Below are 21912 nucleotides of genomic sequence, written 5' to 3' on the forward strand. Positions count from 1 at the left end.
TCACTTCTTCTTATCAAGGGGGCGGTGACAGATAAGGTGCAGCTTAGCCTGCAATGCTCCATCAGAGTCACTGGCCGCGAGGGAGTTCGCGGACAAATAAAAGCCCGCGCAAGGCGGGCTTTTTGTGGCGTCGGGGTTCAGGCGGCCTGCAGTTGGCGGTCCATGCTGGCGATGCATTCGCGCATCTGTTCGCGGCACTGGGCGATCAGCAGGGGCATGTCGTCCAGGGTCAGCCCGGCCGTGGGGATGGCGGGCAGCGAGCGGATCAGGATTTTGCCGCTGTTCCAGCGATCCAGGCGCATGTGCTTGATGTAGCTGCTGACGCACACCGGGACTATGGGCACGCCTGCGGCGATGGCCATCTGGAATGCACCTTTCTTGAAGGGCAGCAGCTCTTCCCCGAGGTTGCGGGTGCCTTCCGGGAAGACCCAGATCGAGGTGTCCTCGTGCTGCAAGGTGTGGGTGGTGGTGAGCATCGAGCGCCGGGCCTTGTGCGGGTTGCCACGGTCGATCAGCACGTTGCCTGCCAGCCAGAACAGCTGGCCGAACAGCGGCACCCATTTCAGGCTCTTCTTGCCGATGCACACGGTCCTTCGCGGCACCACGTTGCCGAATACGAACAGGTCGTAGTTGGACTGGTGGTTGGCGATGATCACGCAGCCCTGGGGTTTGTCCATCAGCGGGCCGATCTCGGCCTTGACCCGCAGGCGCAGGATGCACATCGCCGGCCAGGCGTAGAGGCGGGCGCACAGTCGGCTGTTGTCCGGGTTGAATGGGCGGCACAGGCCGAGCAGCAGGCCCAGGCTGCCTGCCAGGATAAAGTGCAAGCCCATCAACGACATACGAAGCAGATACAGCATCTAAACGGCCCACCCGGGGACAAAAGGTGGCGCAGTGTACGGATGTGCACTGTTTTCGGCAATTGCCGTTCTCAGCCGGGAGATGGGCGATGTTTAAGTACATGTTTCCAGCAATGGCTGGCGATGGTGATCTAGAGCGGTCGCGGCTTGTTGGCAAGGCATGCAGTAAAAAGCCCGGCGCGAAGGCCGGGCTGGTTCAGGTAGCAAATCCGCGGGTTTCAGCCCAGGTGCTCCTGGTCCTGGATGATCGCGTTGTCCAGGGCATCCAGCAGTGCCTTGCGCACCTTCAGCTTGGTGTTCTTGTGCGCCACCATGTTGATCTTCTTCAACTGGCGTGCAGCGGCCAGGGCGGCGCCTTGCAGTTCATCGGGCGCTACCACCTTGTCGAGGAAGCCGGCATCTACCGCGCTTTGCGGGTCGAACATCTCGCCATTGATTACCGAACGATGCAAAGCCGAGCGACGCAGGCGGTCACGGGCCAGCTCGATACCCGCGTGGTGCATGGTCATGCCGATCTGCACTTCATTGAGGCCGATGCTGAAGGGGCCTTCGACACCGATGCGATAGTCCGCCGACAGCAGCAGGAACGCGCCCTTGGCCACCGCGTGCCCCGGGCAAGCGACGATCACCGGGTAGGGGTGGGAAAGCAGGCGGCGGGCCAGGGTCGAACCCAGGGTTACCAGAGCCACGGCCTCCTTGGGGCCGGCTGTCATGACCTTGAGGTCGTAGCCGCCGGAGAGAATCCCCGGCTGGCCGGTGATGATCACCACCGCGCGATCGGCGGTAGCCTGATCCAGCGCCGCATTAAAGGCGGCAATCACGTCCGGGGAGATGGCATTGACCTTGCCATTGCTCAAGGTCAGGGTCGCGATACCGTCTTCGAGATGGTAGGAAATCAACTCACTCATGACGCAATTCCTTGTATTGAAGTGCTGCAGAAGTTACCCACCACGGTAGCTGCGGTAAAGCGCCATGACTGACTGGTGAGTCAGCCCCGAGGCCGCTAAGGGCCCTGCATCACACAGCGGGTAACGCATGGTTTCTTCTATAGGGTTGTGGGCAAGGCTGAAGAATGGCCGGTTTGCCTTATTGCATGGGGGGCTGCATTGCCCTTGGCCGGGGATCGAGCTTAAGCGCATGAAAATTCTGAAAAAAAAGTTTGCCATCTGAAAAGCGATCGACTACATTAGCGCGCCTCGACAGACTGAATCGGTTTGAAGAGATACGGTGAAGTGTCCGAGTGGCTTAAGGAGCACGCCTGGAAAGTGTGTATACAGGAAACTGTATCGAGAGTTCGAATCTCTCCTTCACCGCCAAATTTGAAACGACTAAACCCCTGAAAACGTTAAAGTTTTCAGGGGTTTTGTGTTTTCAGGGGGGCAAAAAAGGCCCATATGGGAACAACCATGGGAACACAGGCTGCCGGGGTGTCTGCGTTCTGACCCCGATTTATGGGGTTTCGTTACCACCTGGTGGCTGCAAGCCCAGGGCGTGCTGCAGCATTCCGATGACGTCGGGGCCGTCCTCGTTGATCCACATGCCATAGTGCTGTCGGATCATGTTCGCGCTGGTGTGGCCCATCTGCTCCGCAATCCAGTCGATCGATGCCACGCCGGTAGTCAACAACTGGCTGGCATACGTGTGACGGCACTGGCCAGGGCCGCGATATCTAACGCCGGCCGCTTTCAAGTGCGCTTTGAAGAACCTGTCCCTCACGACAAAGTCGCTGACGTGCGGCAGGCCGCTCTTGGTGTTCAGGAACACAAAGTGCAGTTTGTGCTTGCGGACTGTCTTGTTGTCCCGCTCTACAACATCGACGGTGTCCACGGTCTTGAGTTGGTTGATGGTGTCAAGCTTGCGCAGGGCATCCCACGCGGGCTCCAGCAAGCGCACCTTGCGCGTCGAGCGCCGGGTTTTCGTCACGCGGTAGGCTCCGCGCACCTTTGACCGACGGAAAGTCACTGTCCCCTGTTTCAGATCGACGTCCTCCCAGGCCAGCGCGATGGTCTCTGATACACGCGGGCCTGCCCAAATCATGAATTGCACCATCAGCAGTTCCTGGGTGCGGTTGGTGGGTGTCTCCAGGATCTGCTTGATTTCCGCCCTGGTGAACGGGTCGGGCGCTTCTGGATCGGGAAGGCGCACAAATAGCCCCTCTGTGGGGTCATGCGCGACCTTCTTCCGTGTGCGATAGAGCCTGAACACCTGGCGCACATTGCTGATGATGTCGCGGATGGTTTTGTTCTTCAGTCGCTTCGACAGCGGCCCCTGAATCCACTCTTGCAGGTCCAGGTGGTCAATCTGATCGATCTGAATGTCACCCCAACGCGGCCGCACGTGAACCTCAGCCTTGTTCTTGTACCCACGGAAAGAGGTCGCTGCCACGCTGTTGCTCTTGATCGTCAGCCACAGGTCCAGGTAATGCCCGAAGCTGTTCTCGACGAGCTTGGTCGACTCGGGAAAATGCCGGCGGTAATCGAAGGTACCAGCTTGTATCTCGTACTCGATTACCGTGACCAGGCGCTTTGCGTGCTCCCGGTTAGCCGGTGTGTTTCCGCCGGGCACCAGCTCCCGGCACAGCTCGCCATTGAAACGAAAATAGACCCGTACTGAGTTGCCACGGGCCTCTACGCCATCAGCCATATGCGTCCCCACGCGATGTATTGAAAGATCCAGCATGCTGAAAGAAAAAAGGCCCGTTGTCGGGCCTTTGTGTTCTGGGTTTAGTGTTGCCGATCACTGCTGGCGAAGTAACCAGAACAGGCCGGCACTTTTTCTAGGTGCGGGAGCAACCCCGGAATGAGCTTCCTCGGCCCGTCGCCGTGCATTGAGGATCTGACGTGCTTTGCTGCACTTCTGGTGGTTGCCGTGGGCACGGGATTTTCCGCACTGGTCGCAGATGCCGGTCAGGTCTAAGTTCCAAGGGAAGGATTTGTTGTTGCTCATGGAGTCCCCCATCACATCCGAAACGATTGATGGTTCAGTTGCGGTTGTAACTGCTGGGCAGCATCGATGTCGCCGGCTGACTGGATATCGCAAACGAAATAGAGTCTTTTGCGGTTCCTATCGGTGAGGTCCGCCGTGAGTTGTCGGGCGGAGGTACCGCACTGCTGATAGGAGTCAGGCCCAATCCAGCGTTGAACCGGGACCACCTGACAATCTGTGCGAGCGGCACTGGTGCACAGGTACAGCAAAAGGAATACGTTCATAGGGCCTCCTGCTGCGCAACGCTCAGCGCGATCGCTACGGGCTGAACCCAGACCGGCATGCTGTTGAGCATGAACGTCTCGCCGGCCTCGGCCAGGAGGAGCGTGGTGCCCATTACCTGGGCGATCGCTTCGGCCGCTGCTGGTGGAACTGCGTTGCCGATCCGTTCCCGCCAGGCCTGGTCGCTCAGGCCGTCCAGCTCAAGCCATTCCTCTGGCTCGACCAGACTCTGCAGAGCGGCCAGCTCCAGGGTGGTGAAGGGGCGGTGCCAGGTGCCGTCGAGGCTTTCGATTACACAGGTGAGCTTTTCATTGGGCTCCGGCATGCGAGGGTCTGCGACGGACCAACGGCCGTTGTCCTGGCGGGCACTCGCCGAAACAGCTCCGGCCTGGCCGCTCCAGTCGACAACTCCGTAATGGCCACCGGTGAGATAGGCGTCGCCCTTGTCGCGCTTCATTCCCGGGCGAGGGTCAGCGATCGACAGTGCCCCGCTGGCCACCTGTTGCGAACCAGTAACAGTTCCAGCCGTCTTGTCCCAAGGGCAGACCCCAAGCTTTCTGGTGCTCGCGCCGGCGTGCCAGTTGATGTAGCGAGGATCTTGCACGGCGAAAGCGCTCTGGCCGGTGGTGCTGCCAGCGATTACTGTGCTGCTGGGGCGCTCCCACGGTGTTACCAGGTACTTGCCAAAGCTACCTTCGGGCTGACGCGGGTCAGCAACGCTGAACGTCCCTTGCCCTGGTGACTTGACTCCAATCACCGCACCGCTGGTTTCATCCCAGCGCCGCACGCCGTACTGCTGGTATTGCAGCGCGCCGTCCCTGGCCCGTGGATCTGCCTCGGAGAACGCGCCATTGGTTGGCCGGCTCCGGCCGGCGACAACGCCCATTGAGTCGTCCCACTTGTTCACGCCGAGATACCCGCCGTAAGCCTCGGGCACTATCACGAAGTCGCGCAGATACCCGTCCTCGATGGCTAGGTCATTCAGGCTGCGCCAGTCCTTGCCGGCCTGAACCAGTGCCAGGCGCACCCAGGTTTTCCAGTGCAGCGATGGCACCCGGTGCATCGGGCCCGCGGCCTTGATATCGCCGGCCATCGGCATGCGGCCGAGGATCGATCCCACTGACTTAAGCGTCTTTTTCTCAGGCTCGTACAGGAAGGGCGGCACCTTCTCGATGTGGCGGGCCACTAGCAGGAACCGCTTGCGGCTCTGGGCCAGACCGCCAATGACGCCGCAGTCGTGTGTGGTTTCAGCCGAGGCATAGCCGTAGTGGCTCAGTAGCTTGTTGATCTGGTCCAGCAGGTGCCGGCCGCGGGTGGCGAGCCGTGGCACGTTTTCGAAGACGATCAGCGGCACCGGATCATCTGGCCAGGCTTCGCCCATAAGCCAGATGCAGCGCAGCGTCAGCTCGTTCAGGGCCTGGTATTTGGGGGTGAGGCTCATTTTTTCGGACAGCAGGCCCGAGGCGCCTTTGCAGGGACTGGAAATGAAGATCGCGTCGGGGCGCTGGTTACCGGCGGCGCGCCGAATGTCCTCCGCCGTTGCCTCGCGCCACCCTTGTGGTGGCTCTTTCCCGTGGAAGCGAACGTATTGATCGCGGGTGAACAGATCCAGCTGGGTGCCTGGGACGCCGGCGAGGCGTTCGAAGTCGCGCAGGCCCACCGGGTCAACGTCGACGCCCCCGATGCATCGCCAGGTGCCCAGCATGTTGCCGACTACGGATCTGGCTTGGTTGAAACCCTTGGCGCCGCCGCCAAGGCCGCAGCAGAAGTGAAAGTGCTTGAAGATGCGATTAATCATGCTGCACCTCCTTCAGCTCGACGCTGTAGAAGTTGATGGACGCAACTTCTGCCGCTACGCAGCGGATGCCACACCAGCCAAAAGGACTGTCGTCGGTACCGCCCCAGCCGTCTGCCTCATGAACATCAGCCGACCAGATCAGGCCAGGATGCGGGTCACCATCTGGGGACTCGTAATCAGTGCTGAAGTCGGTTCCACCCCCTTGGCTCATGTCGCTGATGATCCAGCTGCCGAAAAGGCGCACGGCTGCACGTACGGGGTTCCCGTCTTCGGATTCGACGTAGCTCCCTAAACAGCTCCAGAAGTTGCAGATCTCGGTAGCCCGCTCGGGTGTCAGCTTGTTGAGGTCAACTTCGAGCAGGACGTTATTGCCCCCGAAAGTTTCCTCCACACGGTAAAGCGCGGTGTTGCTGGCTTGGGGCACGGTGGCCGCAGGTTGGATGGTTTGCATGGTGCTTCTCCTTTTGGGGCGATGGGGAGTTGCAGCTCCCCGTTAAACGCCCGTTTTCCAGTTCAGCGCGCGAAACGCCGAGGCTTGTTCTGCTTGGCTGCGGCCTGTTCGGCCATGAATGCTGCCCACTCCGCTGTTTTGCGCTGTTGGCGGGTCTTGCTGCAGCGTTGGTGGGTGCGGGTGGATCTGGCCTTGCCGCAGATGTCACAGCGGCTCGGCAGGTCCAGGCGATGACTTGCCATCGCCGGGCGGGAGCGTTCGGCCATGTTCAGCGCTCTCCGCACAGCATGCGGGTCAGCTCGTTGGGCTGGCCGTCCGGAGTCAGCTTGGTCAGCGGCAGGGTGGTGCGGTGGCCGTTGCCGATACGAACCACTGCGAGCGGGCCATTGATCTCTACGATCACGCCATTGCGGGCGCTGAGCCTGTACCCGTTGCCCTGGGCTTTCAGGGCGGTGTAGCTGACCTTGTCGCCGACAGCGAATGGGGTTGTGGTAGCCTCTGCGGTGCCGCCTTTGGGTTGATTCACTTGCATGGTGCTTCTCCTTTGGGGTGGTCGGTGTCGAGGGATTGCAGTCCCTCGGCACCACTTCTTTTGCCGGCCGTGCCGGTGTCAGCTCAAGCGGTACTGCTTGCCGTCTTCAATCACGTAGAAATTCACATCGCTCAGTTGGTACACGCCGCCAGGGCCGCCGTGCACCACGTAGGCACCATAGGGCGCCTTGCCTACTCGAACCTCGAACAGCTTGTCGGTCTGGTGGGCGTACTCGCTGGACTTCTTGATCAGGGCGTAGAGCTGTTGACCGCTGCGGTGGCAACCCTCCGGGCCGTGCGCAGCCTCGAAGCCCAGCCATGCATTGCGGGTTTCCAGGTTGAGGAAATCGCCACCACCAGGGCGGAGGGTGAGGTCATAGCCCCGAGGCTCTGCCCAGGACTGAAACGCGAGGTGCATTTCCAGCTCGTTGAGGTTTAGTTCGCTCATTGCTGTGCCTCAGTAGGGAATGGTGTCGAGGAAGGCGATGTCGCGAATCAGCTTCCTGGCCTCAAGCTGAAGCTCCTGCGAGATCGAAAGAAGCTTGCAAAGCAGATCGATCAGACAAATCATCTGTGCGCAGTTGAGGGCTGTACGCGCGTTCAGGCTTGCCCCGTATTGACGCGCCAGTTGGCCCTGGTACGCCGGTAGAAACGCTTGAAGGTTGTTGCAAATCCAGTCTTCGGATTGATCCACCTTGATACCGAATGCACTTGCCTCGCAGGCGTCGAGGTCGCCGATGGCTTCTGGTCGAACTCTTGGCGTAGGGGCGTCAGTGGCGGATAGGTCGACCAAAATCATTCGGCTACTGACGGCTTCGCTGCACTTCAGCGGTTGGTTTGCGGTGATCACCAGAGCGCCGCGAAAAGTCCCCTTTTCCTTATCGCGCGCTGCGGATCGCAGAAAGATGCTGCCCGAGTTGTACAGCGGCTTCAGTTCATCCCAATCAACGGATCGCCCTGATTCATCGTTGTCTTCGCAAATGACGACACGCTGTCCTGCGAGGGCGAATGTGTGTGCTCGTCCGGCTGGTGTGGCGTGAGCCAGCGAATGACCGTAAGGCGTTTGCCCGTTCAGCTTCTGGAGGTAGTCGAGCAGCAGAGATTTACCGCTACCAGCTGCGCCGATGATCTGCAGGAACGGGAAGCTATTTTGGTCCTGGCGGATACGGGCGGCATGTGCAGCCCCCATCCACCAGGCCAAAGCAACTACACCCCGAGCGCCGAAGTAGGCGACAAAATCATTGAAGCGGATGGTCGATTTCAGTTCGTTTTGCATGGTGCTTCTCCTTTGGGGTTGCCCAGGCGTTGCAGCACCTGGGCGGTTGGGTTAGCGGACGATGGCCAGCAGTACGTCCGGCGCGAGGTTGCCCAGGACGATCAGGACAGCCAGTGCCGCGGCACTGCAGGTCAACGTGATCGCGTTGTCACTCAAGGTCGGTTCGTTGTCGTCTTGCATGGTGCTTCTCCTTTGGGGGGCCGAAGCGTTGCAGCGCTTCGGTGGTGGGGTTCAGGGCTGGAATACCCAGCAGCGAATGGTTTTCGGTTTGTCGAACGCGTCCAGCAACCGGGCTGAGTTGACGCCCTTGTTCGACTCCAGAAACTTGGGTGACTTGCTCGTTTTCAGCAGGCGCTTCAGATCGCTGAGCGCAGGCACCTGCTGGCGCTTGTTGGCAGCCATCTCGACGAATTCATTGAGGTTCACGGCGATTAACCCGTCCTTGCGCGCATGGTTGAGCGCGCCTTTCTCATCCATGCCGTTCAGGAATTCGTACAGGTCCCAAAATTCGCGCACGGTCGGGTGATCGGCGTTGATGGCCTGCTGGCGCTCCAGGGCCATGCGGTTGATCTCGGCGTGTGCGAGGGCCTTCCGGTGTTCGCCGAGGGGCACCACGTCTGCCAATGCATCCACCAGGCTGCGCAGTTGTGCATGGTTCTTGGCGATACGTACGGTACGAACGCCGGGCTGGGCCAGCAGCTCCTGCTCGTAGCCGGAGGTGTTTTCCTCCATCAGGCGCATGGTGTTGGCTTCGCGTTGCAGTGCCTTGATCAGGAAGCCGCTGATGTTTTCCATCGGCATGCGCTCCAGTTGCTCGGCGAACTGCTTGGTTTCCGGGGTGTGGTGCTCCCGGGTCAGGTGGACGTGGCAGAGTCGCTGCAGGATCGGCTCCGAGGCGTTCACCGGGTTGTTCTGCGCGATCAGCAGGGCGGCGCGGAAGGGCGGTTCGTGGGTGTCGTTGCCGTTGTTCTTGACGCCTGTAGAGCGAACGCTGCGGCCGTTGTAGGCGGTTTTCAGTTCGTCCCAGTCGAAGTGCTTCACCGGCTGGCCTTCTTTTTGCTCACGCTCCGACTCAATCAGCACTACGGGCAGGTTGCTGACCTGCGAGAAGTTGCGCGCACGGCTGGCGGCGGTCGCTTTGGATGGGTCGAAACCTTCGTAGTCGGTACGGCCGACCAGTTTCCACAACAGCTCCACCAGGGTCGTTTTACCCGAACCGGCTTCCCCTACCAGCTCCAGGAACATCAGTGATTTATGGATCTGGCGGATCTGCTCGGCGTGCAAGGCACCCAGCCACCAGGCCAGCACTACCAGACCCTGCACGCCAAAGCAGCGCCAGTAGATATCGAACCAGCCTTCGTTGTAGGTGTTGAGGTCGGTGTTGATGTGCAGCACCGGCGACTGGCTCTGCGACTTGATGCTCAGTTTTCCAAGGTCGAAAAAGTCTTCCTTGTTGCGCATCTGGATCTTCCCGCCGAAGAAGGCGAGGTCGTTGAAGACGTAGGCTCCGTGCTCGCGGCTGTAGCCGATCCATTCGATGGTGTTCACGGTTTTCAGGCAATCGAGCTGGGGAGCGAGAATCCGTTTCAGCTGTTGGGCGCTGCCCTCGAACATCGCACCGTTGGAGACGTTGAGCAGGCGATTGGCGAACTCAGGCGCCGAGGTGAGCTGCTTGGCCGTGAAGGTGCTTTTGATGATGGCCCCTTGCGGGCGCTCGATGCGGAAGTAGTACCAGGCCTCATCGGTCAGGTCGTTGCGCATGTAGTACAGCGCTTGGAAATTGCAGTTGGCGATGCTGGTCACTGAGCCTGACTGGCGCAGGGCCTTGTAGCGGCGCTGTTCATCACTGAGCAACTGGTCTTCATGACGCTCTGAGCTCTCCAGGTCGTTCATGGCGCGGTCGTAGCGCTCAAGGTCCAGCCGAAACCAATACAGGCGCTTGCGGAACGAAAAGTGGAATTCCTTGCGTTCGTCACGCAGGTAGATGAGAAAGCCCTTTTCCTCAGCTGAGTCGGCAAGTAGCAGGTCGCCCTGGTGAAGGGCCTCTTCCAGATCTTGCTGGATGCGTTCGGCCCGTTCGTCCTCACCCTCGATAGACTTCCAGCGCAGGTGCAGGTCGTTCCAATCGACTTTTTTGCCATTGGGCTGGGGGATCACGGCTGCCTTGCAGGTAAAACCTAGGTCGCGTGCTTCCTTCGCCCAACGGCGCATGTTGGCCTTGGCGACTGGCTCGTTATCGAGTGCCCACACCAGGCGTGGCAGGGGTTTGTCAGCGTCGCGGCGCAGTTTGACCAATGCCTTGAGGGAATCGATAGGGCAGGGGGCGCTGGACATCATGGACACGGCCGAGATGTCGTTGTGGCCCAGGGCAATGGCGTCAAAGATCCCTTCGTTTATCCAGAGCTCATCGACTTCCAGCAGATCCACGCTTGGAGGGCACCACCAGACGCCTTTGTAACCTGGCTGGCCCTCGCCGGTGGGGCGGAAGCGCGCCTTCATCTTGCCGAATCGTTCAGGTCGATCGATCAGGCGCTCCCAGTAGCCGCCTTTCTCCAGTGGGAAGCGCACCGTGGCGCTGCCGATGTTGAGGAGGCTGTCCCAGTAGTTTTCCTGGGTGAACCAACCGGCGATCAGCTCAAACTTAAAGCCCCGTGCAAACTCAAGATAGGCGCGCGCCGTGGCGAGCGGGTTGTCCGGCGTCGACGGGGCAGTCTTGCTCCAGTCGTTGAACAGATCGTCGTAGACGTCCTTTATATAGACACGGTGGTCGCACTTTTCTGGCCGTCCGCAGATCAACGTCCAGGGCGAGTCGTAGAAGGTGTACAGGGTCTTCTGGCCGCAACTTGGCGCAGGGCAAACACCCTTGCGCATGTAGTTGGTGCCGGGCATGTGCTTGAGCTGGTAATCCCGCTCAATGCGCTGGATGACTTCGGCTCGCAGCCTATGTTCCATTTCCATCGTGGCTTACTTCGCTTCGTCGAGACTATGTTTCAGGGCGCCAATCAGGCGTTTTTGCGCAGCCATGACCGGAAAGGCCACGAGCAGCGAACCGTGCCGGAGGCCTTCGGGGATCATGCGAAAGCGATCGTCATACCAGTGCTCGTTGAACTGGGCGCTGTAGTCAGCTCGGAGTGCTTGAAGCAGGGCTTCGGCCTGTTCGCGGGGCAGTTTTGCGGTGATGGCGATGTCGATTTCCATGGTTCACCTCAGATTTCGGGCAAAGCTCACCCAAACCCACGGGAAGCGGGGCAGGGCAGGGTGTTTTAAAAGGGTGTTATCGAGGGTGCGGCTTGTGCGCAGAGGCGCGCTGGGTGAGCAGAGTCTGTGGCAGAAGCCTTGCCGGAACTGGGTAGCGCAGATCGGCTCGGGTATCGATCAGATGCACGACCTTGCAGCCAGGACTGGAGCCCCAATCGACACCAATCCATTTGCGCTGCTGGATCACCTGTAGCTCGGTCCAGGCGTTGTGCACCAGCTGTTCAGCCATGAACACCGGCACTTCCAGGGCAGTCGTCAGGTGTCGGACGCAGTTGTCGTACAGCCTGTCGGAATCCACCAAGTACTGCGCTTCATGTCGTTGCAGATAGGCAAATGCCGCACGCTGCATGCTGCTGCGGTAGTCATGGGGCAGGTGTTCGTGATTCATGGCGCACACTCCATTTCCATTTGGTCGAGCAGATCGGGTTGATCGTTGGCGGTCTTCATTGCCGCACGGCGTAAGGCGATGTCGGCGACCGGAAGGCGCACGGATGGGTTAGCCATGCCGCTTGGGCTCATCTCGTGGGTCATCTCGAATTCAGCGCGTACTGACCAGCCACAAGCCTCGTTGGTGCACTGCAGGTAGGCCACCCGCAGAAAAATGTGGGTGCCCTCGCTGGTACGGATGCGCATGCGGCTGAGGCAGTGGGGGCAGACCAGTTTGTAGGTGCTCAATGCTGGCGCTCCTTGCTGTGCAGTAGGATCGTGGCCAGCACCTCAGAGTGTCGTGCCGACATGTAACGGTGATGTGCGGCGAGGATGGCCTCCGCTTCTCCAGGCTCTATAACACCGTCGTTCAGGGCCTTGGCGATGATCTGGTCGACATAGCCGCGCTTGGCGGCGGCATTCACCGAGCGGCTGTAGAGATCGACGTTGTCCAGGGTTTCGGGGTTGGCCAGGGGCACAAACATTCCACCGTAGAGGCTGGCGATGTACTCGGGTAAATGAGTAGTGCGGGAGTCCTGTTCCAGCAGGTGGATCTGTTCATCGCTGAGCGGTCGGCTGCCGGCATTCTCGTAAACGTGGTTGTCGAATTTCTTGAGTTCGTAACCGAGACGTGCGGCTGCGCACTCACGACCACCTGGGTAATCGCAGATCACCGCGCTCATCACCTGCCGTTTGGTTACTAGAACCGGGCGTTTCATCTTCTGGTTTTCTCCCTGAGCCAACGGGCCTAGTTTGTGACGACGCCGTCTTTGATTCCGAGTAGTACCGCGGCGCGGTGAGACTCTCCGCGCAGGCATTTCTTCTGTCCATTCAACACGGCATACACCGTGGATGGGGTGAGGTTGTGCTGATCGGCCCAGTCCTTGGCTGACAGACCTTGATGCGCGAGCCTCTCGCGGGCTTCCATGCACGCTTGCTCCGTGGGGTATCCGTTCGGCATAGTCTCGTTTCGTGTGATTTCGTGTGATGACAGGCGAAGTATTTCCCATGAATGTGGGAATGTCAATTCGCTGTGGAGACATTTGTGGGAATTGGTGATCGCCTAAAAGAAGAGCGCGAGCGGCTGGGCTTAAACCAGACCGAATTTGCGGCAAAGGCTGGTGCCTCGAAAAACAGCCAGTACAACTATGAGAAAGGCGAACGTAGCCCGGACGCGACGTACCTTGCGGCGGTGGCTGAGCAGGGCGTTGATGTGTTGTATGTAGTGACCGGTGAGCGCAAGTCCATGACGGTCGAAAGCATCGGTGCTGATGCGGCCAAATTTCTTGAGTTCTATCAGCACGTCACTGACCTGGATCGTGAAGTCTTGTTGCGCATGGTTTCGGCCTTTGCGAAAGCCGCGAGCATTGATGGGAAAAAGGATACCGACTGACCTGGTCAATCACTGTTCAGGTGAGTGGATGCAACACGCCGGCTACTATGGCCGGCTATTTCATGGATTTGAAAGGAGCGGTACGAATGGCGTTGAAGCCCTGCAAGTCTTGCAAGCACCAAGTTGATACCTCCGCGAAAACCTGCCCAAACTGCGGTGTAGCAAATCCTGGCGTCACTACATCACAAACCTTTGGTGGCTTGGTCATTCTTGGCATCATCGTTGCCGTGGGCTTTTCGATGTGCTCAGGCGGCAGCAAAGACAAAGCCGAAGAGAAAACTGCGAAAGTCGATGAGGCCGCATGCCGAAAGGACCTCCAGTGTATGGGCGACAAATATACCGTCGCAGCCGGTGTCTATTGCAAGGACCCCATCTCGCGCCTGGGGCAGTACTCCGCACGTTGGACCGATGGCACCTTTGAGCCAAAAATGAGCCACTTCCGCTGGCTGGACAAGGAGAAGGGGACCCTGACGTTCATTGGAGACAAGATCGAATTTCAGAATGGCTTCGGCGCCTATCAAAAACACATCTACGAATGCGACTTCAACCCCATGGGTAATCAAGTGCTGGCCGTACGTGCTGAGCCAGGGCAGCTCTGAAAGGGCGGTCCTTGAAGGAGTAAATAGTACTTACATTTCCGAAGTGGTGTGATTTAGCAGGGGCGGTCGTCTGTGCGGCGATCTCATTCAAACCGGTCTCAAGATTTTTCATAAAGAGGCTGGTGGCACAGAAAGATGTGCTGAGGATGGGTGACTCCCGGGCGAATCAGGTGGTGCAAACCACTGCGCCCTTCACAAGGAAATGGAGTACGCACTATGGTAAACCTTACCCCTTTGGAGCACCTCTTTTTGCAGCTCCTTGCAAAGCTGGATGACCAGCAGCGGCAAGACGTGCAGAGGATCATGGAGGCGTTCATACAGTCGTCGAAGTAAGGTTCCGAGCAAGGAAGCTGCGGCATTACGCTGTGGCTTTCACCGGACTCCCCGTTCTCCTTTAAGAATATGAAGCGTAAGTCGACAACCTGACTGTAAGGGGAGTCTCGGTGAAGCATTCGTCAAAGAGGAGTTCTGAGTACTTATGCTGCTCAGGTGCTTCTAAAAATCAAGTCTCCATAATCAGAACACATGGAATAGGAAGGATCTGTGATCGTTGAAAACGAAATAAAATCTGCAAAGCGCTTGTGGCGTATCGGACTGATCATCGTGATTGTGAGTTCTGTATTCATCCTGGCCTCGGTTGTGCTCTCGCTTTACGACTATGCCGATATCCATGGGTGGGAGCGCTTCAAGAGCTTTTTATACTCCATCTACAGGGAAACTCAGTTTCCGATTCTGGGCACGATCTGGAGTATTGCCGCTCGCCCGTATTTCTATGAGCCTTTGCATCTTCACAATCTCTGGTTTTTTGGTGAAGTGGTGGTTTGCATGATTGGCTTGGCAATGATGGGTGTTGCTGACAAAAACCTTAGAGACATTGCCGATGCTGCTTTCAAGGCAAAGCAGCAGCATCGCCAAGATCAGTTTCAGAAGAAAGAGCAGGAAAAGCTGAAAGAGCGAGAGAGAGAAAAGGACAAAGATCTTTCATAACCGCCTGAAGCGTAAGCCCGGTTCTATGCCGGGCTTATGCATTTTCTACTTGCATTCGTTTCCATTCCCGATCTACCGCCCTTTTCGCCGTTTTCTCTGTGGCATACAACCACCGTAACCGTCGCGGCTTACTCTGATTCCCTGCCGTGACCGTCTTTTCCTTTCCAGTTTTCTTGTCACGGTAGTAGGCGATGATCCCCGTGTAATCCCCTTTGTTCTCCTCTGCCAACCCTTCTACGGTGTCTTCGGGCAACTTGCTTTCCAGCTCCAGGCTGACGGTGTAGCCGCTGTCGGCGCTGAGGCTGTGCTGCACGTTGCCGCCGTACCAGATAATCGCATCGATCTCGGGCTTCACGCCTTCCAGGGTATAGGTCAGTTCGGGGATCAGATCCGGCCGGCCCACGGCCAGGGTGTAGCTCAGGGTGGCGCTGCCACGCTGCAGGCGGTTGAATTCGGCCCGGGCGGCTCGCAGTGCTGACTGGCGGTCGCTGAAGGTGTGACGCATGTCCTTGAGGTTGTCGCCGCCGCCGGCGATCGCCTCTTGTTTCTTGGCACTGTTCACGTCGTAGAAGTAGGCACGCACGCCGTCGTAGCTGTCGCGGTCGGCCTGCAGATAGCGGTGCTGGTCACCGTCGGCACGGGTGAGAGTGATGTGCGGGAGCTCCATGCCGCTGGCGGTCTTGCCGCCACCGGCCGGAATGCACAGCAGGCAGCCAGCCTTGACGGTGACCACGGCGTCGAACTCTTCACCGACTCGGCTGATCAGGTTGGCGTCTGATTCGTTGGCCTGGTCCAGCTGCAGGATGGGCAGGCCGTCCAGGGCGCCGGCGATGCTAGCAGTCAGGCCGTTGCCGATGGCGATATCGCCCAGGACATCGCCGAGGGTGGTGTTGCTCCAGCTCCGCTCGCGCTTTGTTTTCAGCCCTTTGCGCAGATCGGCCGAGCGCGCCCGGATGCTGAGCACGTCCGGAGCGCCGCTGTGCTCGGTCTCGTCGACGGTGTAGGTGCCTTTGTCCACCAGGCCAGTATCACTCCAGCCCAGCCATAGCCTGACCACGGCACCCTTCGGCGGAATGGCCAGCAGCCCGTCGTGATCGCTCAGGGTGATGCTGAGCTGATCGGCTTCAATGCCGCGGTTGTCGGTCAGTTGCAGGCTCATCAGGCGTGGGCTGATGAGTTGGGCGATATCGTTGCCGTCTACGGTGATGCGGAAGGCCGGGACAGCATAGGCGGCGTCGCGGCGGTACCGGTCGGCAGCGTCTTCGATAAAGCCCGTAACACGGACGAGGGCGGCATCAATCACAGCAGCATCCTCAAGATACTTACGCCAGTGCTGCCGGCGGCGCCGATCAGATCTATCCGGTCGTCATCGATGCGCTTGAGGTTGAGGGTGAACTCCAGACGCCGGGGTGTGCCATCACGGAAAAACACCGTCTTGGTCTCGCTCAGGCTCTCGATCACCCACAAACCGTAGATCCGGCCGCTGCCTTCGACCATGGGCCAGGCCTTGCCGGTGTTCGCCATCAGCCGCAGGGTGTCGAGGCTCAGCACAGATCCGGCCAACTCGGGGAGGATGACGCCAGGTAAGGTGATCGAGTCATCGCCTCGGCCCACAAACTGCCTGGCTGGAGCGGCACCGATGCGGGTATTGCTGACGTGCCGCCACTCGGTCTGTCGTTGCAGCTCCTGGTAGGCGGCTGTGGAAAGGCTGAAGACGAACATGCCCAAGGCCATCATCATGGCGATTTACTCCAGGTCGGACAGTTGGCTGCGCTTGCGGGCGCCTTTTTCGCTTTCAATGCGCGCAAGTTCTGCCCGCACGGCGCGGCCGATTGCCAAGGCATCCATGCCAGGCGTGGGGTGGATGTTGATTTCGTAGTTGTCGTGGCTGTCGTAGGCGGTCGCAGCGGCTGGACTGATGGGAGCGCGGGTATCGACCGAGAGGCCGGGCATGGCAGCAACGCCCAGGCCCATGCTGCCCGCCGTGGTGAGTTGCTGGCCGAGGTTGTTCACCGCGTTCAACGGGCCTTTCTGGCCGGCCTGCAGCCCTTGTGTCAGCCCTTCCATGGTGAAACCGCCGAGTTCGGCAAACACCCGTGATGGGCTGTGGATGTCGAGCTTTTCCTTGAACCAACCAATGGTTGAATCGCCGATCGCGCTGATGGTCTCTTTCACCTTGCCCATGCCGGCGAGGAGGCCATTCACCAGGCCATTGACGATCATGTTGCCGAACTCGGTGAACTTGGTCGGGAGATCGAGGCCAAGGTAGTTCAGGACCTCGGCGAATGCCCGGTAGATGATCCCGATGGGGCTGAAGTTGGCCAGGACGGTCAAGATGCCGCCAATGCCACCAGAGAACCCGGCTTTGATCTCGTTCCAGAGGCTGATGACATAGGCCTTCACCGCGTCCCAGTTCTTGTAGATCAGGTAGGCGGCACCGGCGAGGACTGCCACGACGGCAGCGATTGCCAGTACTACCGGATTGGCCGCGAGCCCCCACATAGCGATGCTGACTGTGCGCAGAGCAGCGATCAGCGGGCCGCCCAGGGCCATAGCCAGCACGCGGACTCCCTGGCCAATCAGGCCGAGGGCGCCACTGCCCTTGATGCCGAACAAGGTCAGTGCGTAGCGCACCATCGCGAAGGGACCAATCATGCTTGCCAGGCCGATGCTGAGGCCGCCCATGATGGTCATCAGTATGGCGATACCGGCGACGGTCTTGGCGATCTGGCGGGTCAACTCGGGGTTGGCCTTTACCCAGGCGCCCACACGGTTCGCAACCTCTCCCAACGACTGGATGAGTTCCTTCAGCTCTGGGGCCATCACGTTGCCGACGTCGGCCATTGCGTTGGTCCAACTGCCCTCGGCGGCTTCCAGAACGTTCGCCAGCGTCGACAGCTGCACGTTCACCCGGGTCCGCAGGTCGGCCTGGGTCTGCATCTTGCCCTCGACTTCGCGATAGCCGGCAATGCCCTTGGCCATCATGGTGTTGAGGGTAGTCAGGGTCTCGCTGTCGTCGCCGAACATGCTTTTGATCAGGTCGAGGCGAACCTCGGTGTTCAAGCCCTTGAGCTTCTCCAACTGGGCATACATCTTCTCGATGCCGCCGAATTCGCCTTTGCCGTCGGTGAAGTCGAGCTTCAGCGAGATCCCGCGTTCGGCCTTCAGGTCATCCAGTGACTTCTGGATTTTTGCGTTGGCCATCGCGCCCTGGAAAATCTTCCGGTAGGCGTTACCCGCCGCGCCGCCTTCCATACCGGCCTGATCCATCATCACCAGCAGGGGAGTGAGCACCTTACTCGCTTCCAGGCCCTGTTTCTTGATGATATCCATCACCGGGGAGATCTTGCTGAAACCCTGCAGCATGTTGCCGCTGTCGACGCCCAGGTAATAGGTGCGCTGGATGGTGTCCATCAGCGCCATCATGTCGCCTTCGGTGGTCCGGGTGGCATCCTGCATTTTCGCCGCGAACTCTGCGGCGGCGGTCACCGGCATCTGCAACTGAACGCCCAGGTACGCAGCGGCCTCGCCGGTACCGCCGAGGATGTTGGTGGCAGTAAGCCCCTGGCGGCGGAGCATCGTCATCATTTCCTGGAAGTCGGCAGTGGTGCCGGGCAGGCGGTCACCGAGCTGCGTGGCCAGGGTCGTCATTTTTTCGAACTCGGCAGCAATGGAGCCGTCCGGCGCCATCATCGATACCTTCAGCTGGGTCGCGGCGTTCTCTGCGGGGGCAAAGGCATCTACTGCCGCCTTCAGCGGCCGGCTCAGGGCGTAGCCGGCGCCAAGCCCCGCGGCTCCGCTTGCAGCCATGCCCCCGGATACGCTCTGAGCCTTCTCGTAACTTCTCTTCGCGTTGGCGAGCTGTCGTTGCTGTCCGGCCAGACGCCTGAGTTTGGCTTCTTGCTGCCCTATGGTCTGGTTGGTCTGGGTGATTTTGCTGCGTAGGTCACGCTCGGCTTGCCCGAGATTGCGCGTGCTGATGCCTGCGTCGTAGAGCTTCGTGCGCAGGCCCTGGAGCTGCTCGCCCTGTTGCTGGTGCTGTTGCTTGAGCCGCTGGGCCTCGCGAATCGCTGAACGCATGTTCCGAGTCATGGCCTGGGTCGGCGCACCGGTGGCGGCGAACTGCTGACTGAGCGCTCGCACGCGATCACGGGCGGCGCCGAGAGCTTGCTCGGTTTGCTCGGCGGCGGCGCGCTGAGTGCGCCAGGCGCTGATGTCTTTCTGCTGCGCGTTGAGCTGCTTGAGGTTGTCCCGGGCATCCTTCAATGCCCGGGCAGCACCGATGCTGCTCTTGTTGATTGACTTCAGGGGGCCGGTAGCCCTGTCGATGGCGTTCAGTAGCACCTGAAGTTTGAGGTCATTCGCCATCGGTGGAGCTCCGCACCCTGGCGCGCTCGCGCCAGTCCATCAGTTCCTGCAGGCCCAACTGGTCCATGTCAGCCGGCGCCCAGTGAAAAACTATGGCCAGATCGGCCATGGCGTCCTCTACGCAACGAGGGATACTTCCGTCTTCACCGACTTCTGCAACAAAAAACCGGAGATCTTGCTACCGCAGGCCAGCAGGTCGGCAGGGTCCATGGCCGCGGCCTCCGGGGCGGTGATGCCTGGGCTGCTGATGCGAGGCAGGATCTTGATCAGGGTGGCAACGTCCATGTTCAGCAGTTCGACCAGGTGCACGCCGCGCAACTCGCCAGCTTGGGGTTTGCGCAGGGTGATCTTGTCGATGGTGGTCTTGCCCCGGGGGATCGGGGTGTCGAGGACCACGGTGTTGTCTTCGACTTCGGCAGGGGCTTGGGTGTTGTCGTCGGTGTTCATTGAGTGCTCCAGGTTGCAGTGTTATCCGCTCTCGGACTGAGAGTGGCAGGGGATCAGATGCCGAGGGCGTTGCGCTGTTTCTCCAGCATGTCGACGCCGTTGACCTTCTCGATGAAGTTGAGCAGGTCGATTTCGATGATGTCTTCGTTGTCCACGGTCAGCTTGTAGTAGCTGCAGGTGGTGGTGATGCTGTGCTCGGTGTCTTCGCCGGGGGAGCCGTCGCCCATCTCGATGGTTTCGTGCCGGCCGCGTACCACCACCTCGACGGTACTGACTTCGCCGGTGTCGTCCTGCTGAAAGGCGCCGGAGAAGCGCAACATGATCCCGGAGGCATTCACCGAGCCGAACTGGCGCAGGGCGATGAGGTCGAGGCCGCCGGTTTTCCATTCGAACTGGATGCCGTCATCGGAGAAGCCCAGGTCTGCCTTGACCGAGCCGTTCATGCCGCCGCCCCGGTAGGCTTCCATCTTGCGGCCGAGGGGCGGCAGGGTGACCGACTTGACCACACCCAGGTAGCTGTTGCCGTCGTTGAACAGGTTGAGGTTTTTCAGTTTGCGAGGCATGGCCATGGTGGTGTTCTCCGGTGTCCTAGCACGGGGTGACTCCCTTCGCGGGGGAGCCCCTGGTTAGCTGTTGATCTTGCTGGCGAAGTCCATCAGGTAGCGGTCGGTGATCCGCTGCCGCAGGGTGAGGTCTTCCAGCGGTGGAACCGGCGTGTAGTCGTAGTCGATGAACAACTTGCCGGCCTTGAGGGTGTCCTTGTCGTTGGCGTCTTCCTGGTACCAGCAGTTGCCACCGATCAGGTACCCGGCCGAGATCAGCTCGCGGAACTTGGCGTTGATGCCGTTGATGATGTCTTTCACCAGGGTCGGGGTCATGGGCTTGTCTACGGCCCACATGTGCGCCTCGGCCATGGTGTCGGCGAGGATCTGCGCGGTACGGGTGTAGTTCTCGAAGGCGAACAGCGGATCGTCGCTGCAAGTCCGGCTGCCCCAGAAGCGGAACCCGCCCTCGTTGATCAAGGTGGTGACCTCGTTGGAGTTGAGGTAGTTGGCGTCGGTGGCCGGGTTCTGCAGGTCCCAGAACACGTCGGCGCTGATGCCGGTGACCCCGTTGACCGCGACGTTGGACAGGGTCTTGTGCCAGCCGACCTCCTGGTCGATCTTCGCCCGCAGGCCCAGGGCGCGGGCGACGGCGGAAGCTTTGGTGGTCGCATTGGCGGTGGTGTCCCAGTGTTCGAAGTCCGGCCAGATCACCATGACTTCGCGGGCGCCGAAGTTCTCGCGATAGGCGACGGCCTCTTCCTTGGTCTTGCTGTCCCGGGCGCTGACGTAGCAGAAGGCCCGCAACTGCTGGCCGATCGAGACCAGTGCCGTCGCCACCGGCAGGCTGTCGAGGCCTGGTACGCCGAGGATGCGTGGCACCAGGCCGACACGGGCTTTGGCGGCGAGCAGGGCTTTCATGCCGGTGTATTTGCCATCGGCGGTGGTGGTACCGATCAGGGCGCTGGTGGTCGCGGCTTCGGTTTCGCCTTCCTTGACCCGTACCACGATGACGTAAGGCTTGGTCTGGTCGGCAATGGTCTGCAGGTTGGCGCCCAGGGTGCCTTTGGTGCCGGCTTTGCCGACTGCGGTCTGAACGTTGGTCAGCAGGACCGGGGTGTCGAGCGGGAATGCCAGCGGATCAGCGTCGTCGGCAGTGCAGACCAGGCCGATAACAGCTGTGGGGATGGTGCGAATGGGGCGGGTGCCGTCGTTGAGTTCGAGGACCCGCACGCCGTGAAGAAAATCGGCCATGGGTTTTGCCTGCGCAGTAATGGGGTGACAGTGCACAGGCTGCCGCGCGCGCGTCGGATCGGCGAGCGCGCAGGTTTGTAGGGGAGGGGGCTACAGGTGTTCGGGCAGCCAGGCTGGTGCTAGCGGGCGGTGTTCGCTCAGCGGGAACCCGCCTGACTCCGGCCAGGCCCGTAGCGCCCGGCGGTAGGCCTGCAATTGGGCGTACTGCTCGGCGGTGAGAGTGGTCGCGGTACCATCTTCCAGCTCGTCACGGTGCCGGGTAACCACACCATCTGTCGCTGTGAGGTGCTGATCCCTCCATGCCCGTTCAACGGCTGCAAGGTCCTCCGCGCTCGGTGGCGGTGGGTCGATAAGCACCGGGAAGCCGTCCTTGCCCCAATCAATGACCTTGCCTGCGGCCTGACCTGTCATTAACTCAGCATGCCTTTCAGCGGCGATTTCGACGACATCCTTCGGCATAGAAATGTGAACAGTGGGATCGTAGAAGCTGCGAGTGGATTTCGAACTGAACATAG

Annotated in this window: 29 protein-coding genes and 1 tRNA gene; 4 read left to right on the top strand and 26 right to left on the bottom strand. The window is 60.0% G+C overall.

Going from position 1 to position 21912, the window contains the following annotated elements:
- Positions 1-137: 137 nt before the first annotated feature.
- Both A9971_RS01650 and A9971_RS01655 read right to left on the bottom strand, forming a co-directional pair.
- Entirely contained in the window at positions 138-860 is a 723-nt protein-coding gene (locus A9971_RS01650; RefSeq protein ID WP_183000751.1) for a 1-acyl-sn-glycerol-3-phosphate acyltransferase, read from the bottom strand.
- A gap of 218 nt (positions 861-1078) precedes the next feature.
- A complete protein-coding gene (locus tag A9971_RS01655; RefSeq protein ID WP_011060161.1) occupies positions 1079-1768 on the bottom strand; it encodes a crotonase/enoyl-CoA hydratase family protein in 690 nt (229 codons plus the stop codon).
- A 318-nt stretch (positions 1769-2086) separates the two neighbouring features.
- Between A9971_RS01655 and A9971_RS01660 the strand changes: the two genes are divergently transcribed.
- Positions 2087-2176 (top strand) — tRNA-Ser (locus A9971_RS01660).
- A 133-nt stretch (positions 2177-2309) separates the two neighbouring features.
- Here A9971_RS01660 and A9971_RS01665 read toward each other — a convergent pair.
- From A9971_RS01665 to A9971_RS01735, 16 genes are all read right to left on the bottom strand, one after another.
- Positions 2310-3503 (bottom strand): Arm DNA-binding domain-containing protein, encoded by a 1194-nt coding sequence (locus A9971_RS01665; protein ID WP_183000752.1) that lies wholly within the window; start codon positions 3501-3503, stop codon positions 2310-2312.
- Positions 3504-3596: 93 nt separating this feature from the next.
- Entirely contained in the window at positions 3597-3806 is a 210-nt protein-coding gene (locus tag A9971_RS01670; protein ID WP_183000939.1) for a hypothetical protein, read from the bottom strand.
- A gap of 11 nt (positions 3807-3817) precedes the next feature.
- Positions 3818-4069 (bottom strand): hypothetical protein, encoded by a 252-nt coding sequence (locus A9971_RS01675; protein WP_183000753.1) that lies wholly within the window; start codon positions 4067-4069, stop codon positions 3818-3820.
- Positions 4066-5865 carry a DNA cytosine methyltransferase gene (locus tag A9971_RS01680; protein ID WP_183000754.1) on the bottom strand — a complete coding sequence of 600 codons (1800 nt, stop codon included), beginning with the start codon at positions 5863-5865 and terminating at the stop codon, positions 4066-4068. The genes A9971_RS01675 and A9971_RS01680 overlap by 4 nt, the downstream gene beginning before the upstream one ends.
- Positions 5858-6316 carry a DUF2528 family protein gene (locus A9971_RS01685; RefSeq protein WP_183000755.1) on the bottom strand — a complete coding sequence of 153 codons (459 nt, stop codon included), beginning with the start codon at positions 6314-6316 and terminating at the stop codon, positions 5858-5860. The genes A9971_RS01680 and A9971_RS01685 overlap by 8 nt, the downstream gene beginning before the upstream one ends.
- Before the next feature lie 62 nt (positions 6317-6378).
- Positions 6379-6582: a hypothetical protein gene (locus tag A9971_RS01690; protein WP_053157186.1), complete on the bottom strand. Its 204-nt coding sequence runs from the start codon at positions 6580-6582 to the stop codon at positions 6379-6381.
- Positions 6583-6584: 2 nt separating this feature from the next.
- On the bottom strand, positions 6585-6848 hold the full coding sequence (locus tag A9971_RS01695; RefSeq protein WP_183000756.1) for a hypothetical protein: 264 nt from the start codon (positions 6846-6848) through the stop codon (positions 6585-6587).
- A gap of 78 nt (positions 6849-6926) precedes the next feature.
- On the bottom strand, positions 6927-7295 hold the full coding sequence (locus A9971_RS01700) for a hypothetical protein (RefSeq protein WP_183000757.1): 369 nt from the start codon (positions 7293-7295) through the stop codon (positions 6927-6929).
- Positions 7296-7304: 9 nt separating this feature from the next.
- On the bottom strand, positions 7305-8123 hold the full coding sequence (locus A9971_RS01705) for a DUF5906 domain-containing protein (RefSeq protein WP_183000758.1): 819 nt from the start codon (positions 8121-8123) through the stop codon (positions 7305-7307).
- 51 nt (positions 8124-8174) lie between these two features.
- Positions 8175-8303, bottom strand: a complete 129-nt coding sequence (locus A9971_RS32820; RefSeq protein WP_256674751.1) for a hypothetical protein — start codon at positions 8301-8303, stop codon at positions 8175-8177.
- Positions 8304-8354: 51 nt separating this feature from the next.
- The gene (locus tag A9971_RS01710) at positions 8355-11075 is read right to left on the bottom strand and encodes a toprim domain-containing protein (RefSeq protein WP_183000759.1); all 2721 of its coding nucleotides are present in this window, start codon (positions 11073-11075) and stop codon (positions 8355-8357) included.
- A 12-nt stretch (positions 11076-11087) separates the two neighbouring features.
- Complete coding sequence (locus A9971_RS01715) at positions 11088-11321, bottom strand: hypothetical protein (protein ID WP_053149916.1); 234 nt, start codon at positions 11319-11321, stop codon at positions 11088-11090.
- Between the two features lie 76 nt (positions 11322-11397).
- Positions 11398-11769, bottom strand: coding sequence for a hypothetical protein (locus A9971_RS01720; RefSeq protein ID WP_183000760.1), 372 nt, complete (start codon positions 11767-11769; stop codon positions 11398-11400).
- Positions 11766-12056, bottom strand: coding sequence for an ogr/Delta-like zinc finger family protein (locus A9971_RS01725; protein WP_015634839.1), 291 nt, complete (start codon positions 12054-12056; stop codon positions 11766-11768). Before A9971_RS01725 ends, A9971_RS01720 begins: the two co-directional genes overlap by 4 nt.
- Positions 12053-12526 (bottom strand): YmfL family putative regulatory protein, encoded by a 474-nt coding sequence (locus A9971_RS01730; RefSeq protein ID WP_015634840.1) that lies wholly within the window; start codon positions 12524-12526, stop codon positions 12053-12055. Before A9971_RS01730 ends, A9971_RS01725 begins: the two co-directional genes overlap by 4 nt.
- Before the next feature lie 29 nt (positions 12527-12555).
- A complete protein-coding gene (locus tag A9971_RS01735) occupies positions 12556-12768 on the bottom strand; it encodes a DNA-binding protein (protein ID WP_183000761.1) in 213 nt (70 codons plus the stop codon).
- Between the two features lie 84 nt (positions 12769-12852).
- On the opposite strand from A9971_RS01735, the gene A9971_RS01740 reads away from it, so the two are divergent.
- The 3 genes from A9971_RS01740 (at position 12853) to A9971_RS01750 (ending at position 14786) form a co-directional block, all read left to right on the top strand.
- Complete coding sequence (locus A9971_RS01740) at positions 12853-13200, top strand: helix-turn-helix domain-containing protein (protein ID WP_183000762.1); 348 nt, start codon at positions 12853-12855, stop codon at positions 13198-13200.
- Positions 13201-13286: 86 nt separating this feature from the next.
- The gene (locus A9971_RS01745) at positions 13287-13799 is read left to right on the top strand and encodes a zinc ribbon domain-containing protein (RefSeq protein WP_183000763.1); all 513 of its coding nucleotides are present in this window, start codon (positions 13287-13289) and stop codon (positions 13797-13799) included.
- Positions 13800-14342: 543 nt separating this feature from the next.
- Positions 14343-14786: a hypothetical protein gene (locus A9971_RS01750; protein WP_183000764.1), complete on the top strand. Its 444-nt coding sequence runs from the start codon at positions 14343-14345 to the stop codon at positions 14784-14786.
- A gap of 34 nt (positions 14787-14820) precedes the next feature.
- Here A9971_RS01750 and A9971_RS01755 read toward each other — a convergent pair whose 3' ends face one another.
- The 8 genes from A9971_RS01755 to A9971_RS01790 all read right to left on the bottom strand — a co-directional run bounded on the left by A9971_RS01755 (position 14821) and on the right by A9971_RS01790 (position 21910).
- On the bottom strand, positions 14821-16089 hold the full coding sequence (locus A9971_RS01755) for a phage late control D family protein (RefSeq protein ID WP_183000765.1): 1269 nt from the start codon (positions 16087-16089) through the stop codon (positions 14821-14823).
- Entirely contained in the window at positions 16086-16526 is a 441-nt protein-coding gene (locus A9971_RS01760) for a phage tail protein (RefSeq protein WP_015634845.1), read from the bottom strand. Before A9971_RS01760 ends, A9971_RS01755 begins: the two co-directional genes overlap by 4 nt.
- A 6-nt stretch (positions 16527-16532) precedes the next feature.
- A complete protein-coding gene (locus A9971_RS01765) occupies positions 16533-19154 on the bottom strand; it encodes a phage tail tape measure protein (protein WP_183000766.1) in 2622 nt (873 codons plus the stop codon).
- Complete coding sequence (locus A9971_RS01770; protein WP_123726300.1) at positions 19144-19263, bottom strand: GpE family phage tail protein; 120 nt, start codon at positions 19261-19263, stop codon at positions 19144-19146. Before A9971_RS01770 ends, A9971_RS01765 begins: the two co-directional genes overlap by 11 nt.
- An 8-nt stretch (positions 19264-19271) precedes the next feature.
- Positions 19272-19601 (bottom strand): phage tail assembly protein, encoded by a 330-nt coding sequence (locus tag A9971_RS01775; RefSeq protein ID WP_183000767.1) that lies wholly within the window; start codon positions 19599-19601, stop codon positions 19272-19274.
- A 53-nt stretch (positions 19602-19654) separates the two neighbouring features.
- The gene (locus tag A9971_RS01780) at positions 19655-20170 is read right to left on the bottom strand and encodes a phage major tail tube protein (RefSeq protein ID WP_183000768.1); all 516 of its coding nucleotides are present in this window, start codon (positions 20168-20170) and stop codon (positions 19655-19657) included.
- 57 nt (positions 20171-20227) lie between these two features.
- Positions 20228-21397 carry a phage tail sheath protein gene (locus tag A9971_RS01785; RefSeq protein WP_183000769.1) on the bottom strand — a complete coding sequence of 390 codons (1170 nt, stop codon included), beginning with the start codon at positions 21395-21397 and terminating at the stop codon, positions 20228-20230.
- A gap of 90 nt (positions 21398-21487) precedes the next feature.
- Positions 21488-21910, bottom strand: coding sequence for a phage tail assembly chaperone (locus tag A9971_RS01790; protein WP_183000770.1), 423 nt, complete (start codon positions 21908-21910; stop codon positions 21488-21490).
- Between the last annotated feature and the right edge of the window lie 2 nt (positions 21911-21912).

The sequence above is a fragment of the Pseudomonas sp. UME65 genome, from assembly GCF_014170225.1.
Classification (GTDB): domain Bacteria; phylum Pseudomonadota; class Gammaproteobacteria; order Pseudomonadales; family Pseudomonadaceae; genus Aquipseudomonas; species Aquipseudomonas protegens.